We start from the raw sequence: 12,885 nt of genomic DNA on the forward strand, positions 1-12,885 counted from the left end.
CCTGTCGGATACGCCGACAGGGACGCTTTTTTATTTCTGGAGTAAACCACCATGTCTGAAGGCTGGAACATTGCCATTTTAGGTGCCACGGGTGCCGTGGGCGAAGCCCTGCTCGAAACTCTTGCCGAGCGTCAGTTCCCGGTGGGAGATATCTATGCGCTGGCGCGCACCGACAGCGCGGGCGAACATCTGCGCTTTGGCGGTAAATCCGTGATGGTTCAGGATGCGGCCGCGTTTGACTGGACCCAGGCGCAGTTGGCGTTTTTTGCCGCAGGTGCTGAAGCCACGGCGTCTTATATTGAAGAGGCGACCAATTCGGGCTGTCTGGTGATCGACCTGAGCGGTCTGTTCTCCCTGGAGCCGGACGTGCCGCTGGTGGTCCCAGACGTCAATCCGTTTGTGCTGGCTGACTACCGCAACCGTAACGTTATCGCGGTACCGAACAGCCTGACCAGCCAGCTGCTGACTGCCCTGAAACCGCTGATTGACGACGGCGGCCTGTCGCGCATTACCGTCACCAGCCTGCTGTCCGCGTCGGCGAACGGTAAAAAGGCCGTTGACGCGCTGGCCGGGCAGAGTGCGAAGCTGCTGAATGGCATCCCGATCGACGAAGATGATTTCTTTGGCCGCCAGCTGGCGTTCAACATGCTGCCGCTGCTGCCGGATCGTGAAGGTTCCGTGCGCGAAGAGCGTCGTCTCGTCGACGAAGCGCGCAAGATTCTGCAGGACGAGGGGCTGATGATTTCCGCCAGCGTCGTACAGTCTCCGGTCTTCTACGGCCACGCGCAGATGGTCGGTTTTGAAGCCCTGCGCCCGCTGGCGGCAGAGGAAGCGCGCGACGCGTTTGGCCGCGGTGAAGATATCGTCCTTTCCGAAGAGAGCGAGTTCCCGACCCAGGTGGGCGACGCCACCGGCAGCGCGCATCTTTCCGTTGGCTGCGTGCGTAACGACTACGGTATGCCGGAGCAGGTTCAGTTCTGGTCCGTTGCCGATAACGTTCGCTTTGGCGGCGCGCTGATGGCGGTCAAGATCGCCGAGAAGCTGGTGCAGGAGTATCTGTACTGATGTCCGAAGTGGATCAAAAGCCGGTTCATAAAATTGCCCTCGGTATTGAGTACGATGGCAGTAAATATTATGGCTGGCAGCGTCAGAATGAGGTGCGCAGCGTTCAGGAAAAGCTGGAGAAAGCGCTCTCTCAGGTAGCAAACGAGCCGATTAACGTCCTGTGCGCGGGGCGTACGGACGCGGGTGTTCATGGCACGGGGCAGGTGGTTCACTTTGAAACCACCGCCGTGCGTAAGGATGCCGCCTGGACGCTGGGTGTAAATGCGAATTTACCTGGTGACATCGCGGTGCGTTGGGTGAAATCTGTGCCGGATGATTTTCACGCGCGCTTCAGCGCAACGGCGCGTCGCTATCGCTATGTCATCTACAACCAGCGTCTGCGTCCGGCTGTGTTAAGCCAGGGTGTGACGCATTTTTATGAACCGCTCGATGCAGAACGTATGCATCGCGCGGCGCAGTGTCTGATTGGTGAAAATGACTTTACGTCGTTTCGTGCGGTGCAGTGTCAGTCCCGTACGCCGTGGCGTAACGTCATGCACATTAACGTCAGTCGTTTTGGCGCGTATGTGGTGGTGGATATCAAAGCCAATGCCTTTGTACATCATATGGTGCGGAATATTGTGGGCAGCCTGATGGAAGTGGGCGCCGGACACCAGCCGGAGAGCTGGATTGCAGAACTGCTGGCAGCGAAGGACAGAACGCTTGCGGCAGCAACGGCGAAAGCGGAAGGGCTTTATCTGGTCTCGGTAGACTATCCGGATCGGTTTGACCTGCCAAAACCGCCAATGGGCCCGCTGTTTTTAGCGGACTAAACAAAGGTGCAATTAAGGCTTAGACAATATGGACGTAATACGTTTTCTGATTGATTTCATTCTGCATATTGATGTTCACCTGGCGGAGCTGGTCGCGCAGTACGGCGTCTGGGTTTACGCCATTCTGTTCCTGATTCTGTTCTGTGAAACCGGTCTGGTCGTTACCCCGTTCCTGCCGGGAGACTCGCTGCTGTTTGTGGCCGGCGCGTTGTCGGCGCTGCCCACCAATGATTTGAACGTGCATCTGATGGTGGTGTTGATGGTGATTGCCGCGATTGTCGGGGATGCGGTCAACTATACGATTGGCCGGGTATTCGGTGAGCGGTTGTTCAGTAATCCGGACTCGAAAATTTTCCGCCGCAGCTATTTAGACAAGACCCATGCCTTCTATGAACGTCATGGTGGAAAAACCATTATCCTTGCGCGTTTTGTGCCTATTGTGCGCACATTTGCACCGTTTGTGGCGGGAATGGGCCATATGTCCTATCGTCATTTTGCAATGTATAACGTGGTGGGCGCACTGCTTTGGGTGTTGCTCTTTACCTATGCAGGCTATCTGTTTGGCGACTTGCCGGTGGTTCAGGAAAACCTTAAGTTACTGATTGTAGCGATTATTGTGCTTTCCGTACTGCCTGGCGTGATTGAAATCATTCGTCACAAACGCGCGGCAGCAAAGCAAGCGAAGTAAATGCACGCTGGCGGTTCGACCACTTTTTTATCCAAAGTTTCGGGCTGTTATGTTTTAATGTGCAACATTCATGGTCTGTTGGAGGCAAAAATGGCATTATTCGCCTCTTATAGCAAAACTGGCATACGACCAGGTTCAGGCAGAAAGGTTATCAATGAGCTGGATTGAACGAATTAAAAGCAACATTACCCCGACGCGCAAAGCGAGCATTCCTGAAGGGGTATGGACGAAGTGTGATAGCTGCGGCCAGGTTCTGTATCGTGCAGAGCTGGAACGCAATCTTGAGGTGTGTCCGAAGTGTGACCACCACATGCGTATGTCGGCGCGCAACCGCCTGCATAGCCTGCTGGACGAAGGTTCTCTGGTAGAACTGGGCAGCGAGCTTGAGCCAAAAGACGTGCTGAAGTTCCGCGATTCCAAAAAATACAAAGATCGTCTGGCCTCTGCACAGAAAGAGACCGGCGAGAAAGACGCGCTGATCGTCATGAAGGGCACCCTGCACGAGATGCCGGTGGTTGCCGCTGCGTTTGAGTTCTCCTTTATGGGCGGCTCAATGGGCTCCGTGGTCGGCGCGCGTTTCGTGCGTGCCGTTGAGCAGGCGCTGGAAGACAACTGTCCGCTGATCTGCTTCTCCGCCTCCGGTGGTGCGCGTATGCAGGAAGCGCTGATGTCCCTGATGCAGATGGCGAAAACCTCTGCGGCGCTGGCGAAAATGCAGGAGCGCGGTCTGCCGTACATCTCGGTACTGACCGACCCAACCATGGGGGGCGTCTCCGCAAGCTTCGCGATGCTGGGTGACCTGAACATCGCTGAGCCAAAAGCGCTGATCGGCTTTGCCGGTCCTCGCGTCATCGAGCAGACCGTTCGTGAAAAACTGCCGCCGGGCTTCCAGCGCAGTGAGTTCCTCATTGAGAAAGGCGCTATCGATATGATCGTCCGCCGTCCGGAAATGCGCCTGAAACTGGCCAGCATTCTGGCGAAGCTGATGAATCTGCCAGCGCCTAACCCGGATGAGCCGCGCGAAGGCGTGGTGGTACCGGATCAGGAACCCGAGGCCTGATAACTGAAAAGGGCAGGGCCAGATGGCGCTGCCCTTTTGCTTTATAACCTGTTAATGACAACCGGGCATTATGGAAAATAAAAGCATTCCCCAAGCCACGTCGCCCCTGGCCGCGTGGCTTTCTTATCTGGAAAACCTGCACAGTAAAACCATCGATATGGGCCTTGAGCGCGTAAGCCAGGTTGCCGCGCGTCTCGACGTGCTGAAACCGGCTCCGTTCGTGTTCACCGTTGCAGGTACTAACGGTAAAGGGACGACCTGCCGCACGCTGGAGTCAGTCCTGATGGCGGCGGGGTACAAGGTTGGCGTTTACAGCTCACCGCATCTGGTGCGCTATACCGAGCGCGTGCGGGTGCAGAACACCGAGCTGGCGGAATCTGCCCATACGGCGTCGTTCGCGGCTATCGAAGCGGCGCGCGGGGAAACCTCATTAACCTATTTTGAATACGGCACCCTGTCGGCGCTGTGGCTGTTCAAACAGGCGCAGCTGGACGTGGTGATCCTGGAAGTGGGGCTGGGCGGGCGTCTGGATGCCACCAATATGGTGGATGCGGACGTGGCGGTGGTCACCAGCATCGCGCTGGATCATACCGACTGGCTGGGCCCGGACCGTGAAAGCATTGGCCGCGAAAAGGCCGGTATTTTCCGGGCGAATAAGCCCGCCGTGGTGGGCGAGCCGGACATGCCGCATACCATTGCCGACGTGGCGAAAGAGAAGGGCGCACATCTGTTGCGCCGAGGCGTTGACTGGCAGTATGAGGTGCAGGGCAACGGCTGGCGCTTTAGCGATGCGCAGGGCGTTCTGGAGAATCTGCCGCTGCCGCAGGTGCCACAGCCTAACGCGGCAACCGCGCTGGCGGCACTGCGCGCCAGCGGATTAGCTGTAAGTGAGCAGGCGATCCGTGACGGCATTCAGAATGCGCTGCTGCCCGGTCGTTTCCAGATAGTCAGCGAGTCACCGCGTCTGATTCTGGACGTGGCGCACAACCCGCATGCGGCGGCGTATCTCGCAGGACGTCTCAAATCGTTACCAAAAACCGGGCGCGTGCTGGCGGTTATCGGTATGCTTCATGATAAAGATATCGGCGGTACGCTGGCCTGCATGGAGAGTGTGGTCGATAGCTGGTATTGTGCTCCTCTGGAGGGGCCGCGCGGTGCGACTGCTGAGCAGTTGATGGAACATCTCGGTAAAGGTGCAATCTACAGTAGCGTGGCGCAGGCCTGGCATGCCGCGATGGCGGATGCTAAACCAGAAGATACCGTGCTGGTGTGTGGCTCTTTCCACACGGTGGCACATGTCATGGAAGTGATGGACGCGGGGAGAACCGGTGGCGAGTAAGTTTCAGAACCGTTTAACAGGAACCATTGTGCTGGTCGCGCTCGGGGTGATTATTCTTCCCGGGCTGCTCGACGGGCAGAAAAAACATTATCAGGACGAGTTTGCAGCCATTCCGCTGGTGCCGAAGCCGGGCGACCGCGATGAGCCGGATATGCTGCCTGCGGCGACCCAGGCGCTGCCTGCTCAGCCGCCTGAAGGGGCGGCGGAAGAAGTTCGCGCGGGCGATGCCGCTGCACCGTCACTCGACCCGTCGCGTCTGGCGGCGAATAACAACATCGAGATCGATCCGGTACCGGTAGAGAAGCCTAAGCCTGTTGAAAAACCGAAGCCGGTAGAAAAACCGCAGCCGAAGCCTCAGCAACAGCGAGATAAAGCAGCAGAGCAGCTGGCTGCAGCGTCTGAAACCCCACCACCTGCGAAGCAAGACGCAGCGCCGACCGGCAAAGCCTACGTTGTGCAACTGGGGGCGCTGAAAAACGCCGATAAAGTCAACGAGGTTGTGGGTAAACTGCGCAGCGCGGGCTATCGCGTTTACACTTCACCTTCCACGCCGGTACAGGGTAAAATTACCCGTATCCTCGTGGGGCCGGAGGCGTCGAAAGACAAGCTGAAAGGGTCGCTGGGCGAGCTGAAGCAGATCTCCGGGCTGAGTGGTGTGGTGATGAGCTACAGCGCGAACTAAGTACGACCTGCTCCTTTAGAGAGAGGCGATAAGCCACGGCGTTGAACATTTTTTCAGCGCCTTTTTTATTTACGCGCGGGAAGGAAATCCCTACGCAAACGTTTTCTTTTTCTGTTAGAATTCGCCCCGAACTGGATGACAGGGCGTTTAATCGTGGGACACATATGGTCTGGATTGATTACGCCATCATTGCGGTGATTGGTTTTTCCTGTCTGGTTAGCCTGATCCGTGGCTTTGTTCGTGAAGCGTTATCGCTGGTAACCTGGGGTTGTGCTTTCTTTGTTGCCAGTCATTACTACACTTACCTGTCTGTCTGGTTCACGGGCTTTGAAGATGAACTGGTCCGAAATGGAATCGCCATCGCGGTGCTGTTTATCGCGACGCTGATTGTCGGCGCTATCGTGAATTACGTGATAGGTCAGCTGGTCGAGAAAACCGGTCTGTCAGGAACGGACAGGGTACTCGGGATCTGTTTCGGGGCATTACGAGGCGTGCTGATTGTGGCCGCGATCCTGTTCTTCCTGGATACCTTCACCGGGTTCTCCAAAAGCGAAGACTGGCAAAAATCGCAGCTCATTCCAGAGTTCAGCTTCATCATCAGATGGTTCTTTGACTATCTGCAAAGCTCGTCGAGTTTTTTGCCCAGGGCATAAACCCTGAGATGTGGCTTAACGAGGAAAAGACGAATGTGCGGTATTGTCGGTATCGCCGGTTTCATGCCGGTCAACCAGTCGATTTATGACGCGTTAACGGTGCTTCAGCACCGTGGGCAGGATGCTGCGGGTATCATCACCATTGATGCAAACAACTGCTTCCGTTTACGTAAGGCCAATGGCCTGGTAAACGATGTGTTTGAAGCCCGCCATATGCAGCGTCTGCAAGGTAATATGGGGATCGGTCACGTTCGTTATCCTACTGCTGGCAGTTCCAGCGCCTCTGAGGCACAGCCTTTCTACGTCAACTCACCGTATGGCATCACGCTTGCCCATAACGGCAACCTGACCAACGCTCATGAGCTGCGTAAGAAGCTGTTCGAAGAGAAACGTCGCCACATTAACACCACCTCTGATTCAGAAATCCTGCTCAATGTGTTCGCCAGCGAGCTGGATAACTTCCGTCACTACCCGCTGGAAGCAGACAATATCTTCGCTGCCATTGCCGCGACCAACCGCCAGATCCGCGGTGCGTACGCCTGCGTGGCGATGATCATCGGTCACGGCATGGTCGCCTTCCGCGATCCAAACGGCATTCGTCCGCTGGTGCTGGGCAAGCGCGACCTCGGCGATGGCCGTACCGAATATATGGTTGCCTCTGAGAGCGTGGCGCTGGATACCCTGGGCTTCGAATTCCTGCGCGACGTTGCGCCGGGCGAAGCGGTGTATATCACCGAGAAGGGCCAGCTGTTCACCCGTCAGTGTGCCGACAACCCGGTCAGCAACCCGTGCCTGTTTGAATACGTCTATTTTGCCCGTCCGGATTCGTTCATCGACAAGATTTCCGTCTACAGCGCGCGCGTCAATATGGGCACGAAGCTCGGCGAGAAGATTGCCCGCGAGTGGGACGATCTCGACATTGACGTGGTGATTCCTATCCCGGAAACCTCCTGCGATATCGCCCTGGAGATCGCCCGCATTCTGGACAAGCCGTACCGTCAGGGCTTCGTGAAGAACCGCTACGTTGGCCGCACGTTTATCATGCCGGGCCAGCACCTGCGCCGTAAGTCGGTGCGCCGTAAGCTGAACGCCAACCGCGCAGAATTCCGCGACAAAAACGTTCTGCTGGTGGATGACTCCATCGTTCGCGGCACCACCTCTGAGCAGATTATCGAGATGGCGCGCGAAGCGGGTGCGAAAAAAGTCTACCTGGCGTCTGCCGCGCCGGAGATTCGCTTCCCGAACGTGTACGGCATTGATATGCCAACCGCCAACGAGCTGATTGCTCACGGCCGTGAAGTGGATGAGATTCGCCAGATCATCGGTGCCGACGGCCTTATTTTCCAGGATCTGAACGATCTCATCGACGCGGTGCGCGCCGAGAATCCGGAGATTCAGCAGTTCGAATGCTCCGTGTTCAATGGCGTCTACGTGACGAAAGACGTTGACCAGCAGTACCTCGACTACCTTGATTCGCTGCGCAACGACGATGCGAAAGCCGTTCAGCTGCAAAACGATCTCGAAAGCTTAGAGATGCACAACGAAGGTTAATCTCTCCGCAGGTGAGGGCGCTCGCCCTCACTTGCAACTCCCCGCAAAATCCTGCACAGTCAGCCCAGAATTCAGCAAGGGCGAAATCATGAAACGACTCATAATAGGCATCAGCGGTGCCAGCGGCGCGATTTACGGCGTACGCCTGCTACAGGTTTTGCGTAACGTGGCAGAAGTGGAAACGCATCTGGTGATGAGCCAGGCGGCGCGGCAAACCCTCTCCCTTGAAACGGATCTCTCCCTGCGCGATGTCCAGGCGATGGCGGACGTGGTTCACGATGCCCGCGATATCGCCGCCAGCATCTCCTCAGGCTCGTTTAAAACCGCCGGTATGGTGATCCTGCCCTGTTCAATCAAAACGCTCTCCGGGATTGTGAACAGCTATACCGACACGCTGGTAACGCGCGCGGCGGACGTGGTGCTGAAGGAGCGCCGCCCGCTGGTGCTCTGCGTGCGGGAAACGCCGCTGCACCTGGGCCATCTGCGCCTCATGACCCAGGCCGCCGAGCTGGGCGCAGTGATCATGCCGCCAGTGCCGGCGTTCTACCACAGACCGCAGTCGCTGGACGATGTGATCAATCAGACCGTCAATCGCGTGCTGGATCAGTTTGACATCGACCTGCCCGAAGACCTCTTCACCCGCTGGCAGGGAGCCTGATTCTGTGCACAAATGCTGTGCATGAAAAGAGACGTTGCCCTGTTTCAGGGCAATTATGCAACGGCGATCATATCCTCGACATTTAATTCGCTTTTTCCCTTTTTCTCTTTCCGGTTCGTTCGGCAGACCTGCTATCTTTCACCATTAAGGCAATATCGCAACGTTTTATTAATATATTTAACGTCGAACTTTTGACCAGACGGCAATGTGGCATAAGACCTGCAAGAGAAGCCTGCAACACAACACACAACACAATACATAATAAAATCACGGTACTTGAGGGTAAATGTATGAAGAAGACGGTTCTGGCTCTGTCTTTGCTGGTGGGGTTAAGTGCGGCGGCAGGTAGCTACGCAGCGCTTCCACAGACGGTTCGTATCGGTACAGACGCAACCTACGCGCCATTCTCTTCCAAGGATGCGAAAGGCGATTTCGTGGGGTTTGATATCGATCTGGGAAATGAAATGTGCAAACGTATGGAAGTGAAATGCACATGGGTGGGCAGCGACTTTGACGCGTTAATCCCGTCGCTGAAGGCAAAGAAAATCGACGCCATTATCTCTTCTCTCTCCATCACCGAAAAACGCCAGCAGGAGATTGCCTTCTCTGACAAGCTCTACGCTGCGGATTCGCGTCTGATTGCCGCGAAAGGTTCCCCGATCCAGCCGACCATCGACTCGCTGAAAGGCAAGCATGTGGGCGTGCTCCAGGGCTCGACCCAGGAAGGTTACGCGAATGCCAACTGGCGCGAGAAGGGCGTCGACGTGGTGGCTTACCAGAACCAGGATCTGATCTACTCTGACCTGGCGGCAGGCCGTCTGGATGCCGCATTCCAGGATGAAGTCGCGGCGAGCGAAGGCTTCCTGAAGCAGCCGGCCGGTAAAGATTACGCCTTTGCGGGCCCGTCCGTGAAAGACAAAAAATACTTTGGTGACGGCACCGGCATCGGCCTGCGTAAGGACGATAAAGAGCTGAAAGCCGCCTTTGACAAAGCATTCACGGAGCTGCGCAAAGACGGTACCTACGACAAACTGGCGAAGAAATACTTCGACTTCAACGTCTACGGTGACTAACGCACCAGCGTGGTGCGTCGCGGGTGTGGATGATTCAATATGGTGCAATTTGTGCACCATATTGGGTCACTACGTGCATGCTTAAGCATTTATAATGCAAAAATTCCCTTCTGAAAGGCATTATTCTTTGCCTGACAGCGTGAATTAATGGCACATTAACCCCACCCCGTCGTCGTAAAAAAACCGTATGAAGACAGTTTGTTGAGGACAAATATGAAAAAACTCGTGTTGTCATTATCTCTGGTACTGGCCTTTTCCAGCGCCACCGCGGCCTTTGCAGCCATTCCGCAGAAAATTCGTATTGGCACCGATCCAACCTACGCGCCGTTTGAATCGAAGAATTCAAAGGGTGAACTGGTGGGTTTTGACATCGATCTGGCCAATGAGCTGTGCAAACGCATCAAAGCACAGTGTACTTATGTAGAGAACCCGCTGGATGCGCTGATCCCTTCACTGAAAGCTAAAAAAATAGACGTGATTATGTCCTCGCTTTCCATCACCGAGAAACGTCAGCAAGAGATTGCCTTCACCGACAAGCTCTATGCGGCCGATTCACGTCTGGTAGTGGCTAAGTCTTCTGACATTCAACCGACCCTCGAGTCGCTGAAGGGGAAACGCGTAGGCGTGCTGCAGGGCACCACGCAGGAAACCTACGGTAACGAACACTGGGCGCCGAAGGGGATCGAAATCGTCTCCTATCAGGGCCAGGAAAATATTTATGCAGACCTGACGGCAGGCAGTATTGATGCGGCATTCCAGGATGAAGTCGCGGCAAGCGAAGGTTTCCTGAAGCAGCCGGTAGGCAAAGATTACAAGTTCGGCGGTCCGTCCATTAAGGATGAGAAGCTCTTTGGCGTGGGTACCGGTATGGGCCTGCGTAAGGAAGACAACGAACTGCGTGAGGCTCTGAACAAAGCGTTTGCTGAAATGCGCGCTGACGGCACCTACGACAAGCTGGCGAAAAAGTACTTCGATTTCAATGTGTACGGCGGCTAATCGCTCCGTCAAATAACGTGCGGCCCCTCCCGCTGGGGGAGGGGATAAGACACGGTTTACCACTCACGATACGACAGGGCTCGCGGTATGCTGTACGGATTTTCTGGCGTTATTTTACAGGGCGCGCTTGTCACCCTTGAGCTGGCTATCAGCTCCGTGGTGCTGGCGGTGCTGATAGGTCTGGCGGGCGCAGGGGCGAAGCTTTCGGCTAACAAACCGCTGGCGCTCATTTTCGAAGGCTATACCACGCTCATTCGCGGCGTACCCGATCTGGTGCTGATGCTGCTTATTTTTTACGGCCTGCAGATTGCCCTGAACAGCGTGACGGATGCGATGGGCATGGGACAAATTGATATCGACCCGATGGTGGCCGGTATTATCACCCTCGGTTTTATCTACGGTGCCTACTTCACGGAAACCTTCCGTGGCGCTTACATGGCGGTTCCCAGAGGACACATTGAAGCGGCAACCGCATTTGGTTTTACCTCTTCACAAACGTTTCGCCGGATTATGTTCCCGGCCATGATGCGCTATGCGCTGCCGGGCATCGGTAACAACTGGCAGGTTATCCTCAAAGCGACGGCGCTGGTCTCGCTGCTCGGTCTGGAAGACGTCGTGAAAGCGACTCAGCTGGCGGGCAAGAGCACCTGGGAGCCGTTCTACTTTGCGGTGGTCTGCGGCGCGATCTATCTGGTCTTTACGACCGTCTCCAATGGTGTGCTGCTTCTGCTCGAGCGTCGCTACTCCGTGGGTGTGAAGAGGGCTGACCTGTGATTGAGATTATTCAGGAATACTGGAAATCCCTGCTTTGGACGGATGGCTACCGCTTTACCGGCGTGGCGATCACACTCTGGCTGCTGATTTCTTCCGTGGTGATGGGCGGCATTCTGGCGGTGTTTCTCGCCATCGGTCGCGTGTCGAACAATAAATTTATTCAGTTCCCGATTTGGCTGTTTACCTATGTGTTTCGCGGCACGCCGCTGTATGTGCAGCTGCTGGTGTTCTATTCGGGGATGTATACGCTGGAGATCGTAAAAGGCACGGAAATGCTGAATGCGTTCTTCCGCAGCGGCCTGAACTGTACGGTGCTGGCGCTAACGCTCAACACCTGCGCCTATACCACCGAGATTTTCGCCGGGGCCATTCGTTCCGTGCCGCACGGTGAGATCGAGGCCGCGCGCGCGTACGGCTTCTCCTCGGTGAAGCTTTACCGCTGCATTATTCTGCCGTCGGCGCTACGCATTGCGCTACCGGCCTACAGCAACGAAGTGATTTTGATGCTGCACTCCACCGCGCTCGCCTTTACCGCCACGGTGCCAGACCTGCTCAAAATCGCGCGCGATATCAACTCCGCGACCTATCAGCCGTTTACCGCGTTTGGCATTGCGGCGGTGCTCTATTTAATTATCTCGTATGTTCTGATTAGCCTGTTCCGTAAGGCTGAAAAACGCTGGTTGCAGCATATAAAACCTTCTTCGACGCACTGAGAAAGATGATGGCTGAGAACAAATTAAACGTTATTGATTTGCACAAACGCTACGGCGAACATGAAGTGCTGAAAGGGGTGTCGCTGCAGGCTAACGCAGGCGACGTAATCAGTATCATCGGTTCATCCGGCTCGGGTAAAAGTACCTTCCTGCGCTGCATTAACTTCCTCGAAAAGCCGAGCGAAGGCTCGATTGTGGTGAGCGGGCAGAACATCAATCTGGTGCGTGACAAAGACGGCCAGCTGAAGGTGGCGGATAAGCATCAGCTGCGCCTGCTGCGTACGCGACTGACGATGGTGTTCCAGCATTTCAACCTCTGGAGCCACATGACGGTGCTGGAGAACGTGATGGAAGCGCCGGTTCAGGTGCTCGGCTTAAGCAAGCAGGAAGCCCGGGAACGCGCGGTGAAATACCTGGCGAAAGTGGGGATCGATGAGCGCCAGCAGATGAAGTATCCGGTACACCTCTCCGGTGGCCAGCAGCAGCGTGTCTCCATCGCCCGCGCGCTGGCGATGGAGCCGGAAGTGCTGCTGTTCGACGAACCGACCTCCGCGCTGGACCCGGAACTCGTCGGCGAAGTGCTGCGCATCATGCAGAAGCTGGCCGAAGAGGGCAAAACGATGGTGGTGGTGACGCACGAGATGGGCTTCGCCCGTAACGTCTCGAACCACGTGATTTTCCTGCATCAGGGGAAAATTGAAGAGCAGGGGCACCCTGACGAGGTGCTGGCAAACCCGCAGAGCCCGCGTTTGCAGCAGTTCCTTAAAGGATCTCTGAAATAAAGAGGGCATCAGCCCGCAGTGCAACCCAATCGCCCGGTG

Annotated in this window: 14 protein-coding genes; all 14 read left to right on the forward strand. The window is 55.9% G+C overall.

Annotated elements, in window-relative coordinates; all coding sequences use genetic code 11:
- The first annotated feature begins 51 nt into the window (after positions 1-51).
- The 14 genes from IM271_RS18115 (at position 52) to hisP (ending at position 12,846) form a co-directional block, all read left to right on the forward strand.
- Positions 52-1,065, forward strand: a complete 1,014-nt coding sequence (locus IM271_RS18115) for an aspartate-semialdehyde dehydrogenase (RefSeq protein WP_028013962.1) — start codon at positions 52-54, stop codon at positions 1,063-1,065.
- A complete protein-coding gene (gene truA, locus IM271_RS18120; protein WP_041908896.1) occupies positions 1,065-1,877 on the forward strand; it encodes a tRNA pseudouridine(38-40) synthase TruA in 813 nt (270 codons plus the stop codon). Before IM271_RS18115 ends, truA begins: the two co-directional genes overlap by 1 nt.
- Before the next feature lie 28 nt (positions 1,878-1,905).
- A complete protein-coding gene (locus IM271_RS18125; RefSeq protein ID WP_008502599.1) occupies positions 1,906-2,565 on the forward strand; it encodes a DedA family protein in 660 nt (219 codons plus the stop codon).
- 154 nt (positions 2,566-2,719) lie between these two features.
- Entirely contained in the window at positions 2,720-3,625 is a 906-nt protein-coding gene (gene accD, locus IM271_RS18130) for an acetyl-CoA carboxylase, carboxyltransferase subunit beta (RefSeq protein ID WP_003861408.1), read from the forward strand.
- 70 nt (positions 3,626-3,695) lie between these two features.
- Positions 3,696-4,964 carry a bifunctional tetrahydrofolate synthase/dihydrofolate synthase gene (folC, locus tag IM271_RS18135; RefSeq protein ID WP_028013959.1) on the forward strand — a complete coding sequence of 423 codons (1,269 nt, stop codon included), beginning with the start codon at positions 3,696-3,698 and terminating at the stop codon, positions 4,962-4,964.
- On the forward strand, positions 4,954-5,646 hold the full coding sequence (gene dedD, locus IM271_RS18140; RefSeq protein WP_045259684.1) for a cell division protein DedD: 693 nt from the start codon (positions 4,954-4,956) through the stop codon (positions 5,644-5,646). The genes folC and dedD overlap by 11 nt, the downstream gene beginning before the upstream one ends.
- Before the next feature lie 164 nt (positions 5,647-5,810).
- The gene (cvpA, locus tag IM271_RS18145; RefSeq protein WP_000262116.1) at positions 5,811-6,299 is read left to right on the forward strand and encodes a colicin V production protein; all 489 of its coding nucleotides are present in this window, start codon (positions 5,811-5,813) and stop codon (positions 6,297-6,299) included.
- 33 nt (positions 6,300-6,332) lie between these two features.
- Positions 6,333-7,850, forward strand: a complete 1,518-nt coding sequence (gene purF / locus IM271_RS18150) for an amidophosphoribosyltransferase (protein ID WP_014884664.1) — start codon at positions 6,333-6,335, stop codon at positions 7,848-7,850.
- Between the two features lie 88 nt (positions 7,851-7,938).
- Positions 7,939-8,508, forward strand: a complete 570-nt coding sequence (locus IM271_RS18155; RefSeq protein ID WP_028013957.1) for a UbiX family flavin prenyltransferase — start codon at positions 7,939-7,941, stop codon at positions 8,506-8,508.
- Between the two features lie 290 nt (positions 8,509-8,798).
- On the forward strand, positions 8,799-9,581 hold the full coding sequence (argT, locus tag IM271_RS18160) for a lysine/arginine/ornithine ABC transporter substrate-binding protein ArgT (RefSeq protein ID WP_028013956.1): 783 nt from the start codon (positions 8,799-8,801) through the stop codon (positions 9,579-9,581).
- A 213-nt stretch (positions 9,582-9,794) separates the two neighbouring features.
- Positions 9,795-10,577, forward strand: a complete 783-nt coding sequence (gene hisJ / locus IM271_RS18165) for a histidine ABC transporter substrate-binding protein HisJ (RefSeq protein ID WP_193052975.1) — start codon at positions 9,795-9,797, stop codon at positions 10,575-10,577.
- Between the two features lie 87 nt (positions 10,578-10,664).
- The gene (locus IM271_RS18170; RefSeq protein ID WP_028013954.1) at positions 10,665-11,351 is read left to right on the forward strand and encodes a histidine ABC transporter permease HisQ; all 687 of its coding nucleotides are present in this window, start codon (positions 10,665-10,667) and stop codon (positions 11,349-11,351) included.
- The gene (locus IM271_RS18175; protein WP_028013953.1) at positions 11,348-12,064 is read left to right on the forward strand and encodes an ABC transporter permease; all 717 of its coding nucleotides are present in this window, start codon (positions 11,348-11,350) and stop codon (positions 12,062-12,064) included. Before IM271_RS18170 ends, IM271_RS18175 begins: the two co-directional genes overlap by 4 nt.
- Before the next feature lie 8 nt (positions 12,065-12,072).
- Positions 12,073-12,846, forward strand: coding sequence for a histidine ABC transporter ATP-binding protein HisP (hisP, locus tag IM271_RS18180; RefSeq protein WP_010433274.1), 774 nt, complete (start codon positions 12,073-12,075; stop codon positions 12,844-12,846).
- Positions 12,847-12,885 lie beyond the last annotated feature (39 nt).

The organism is Enterobacter cloacae complex sp. I3 (assembly GCF_014896175.1).
Lineage (GTDB): Bacteria > Pseudomonadota > Gammaproteobacteria > Enterobacterales > Enterobacteriaceae > Enterobacter > Enterobacter bugandensis.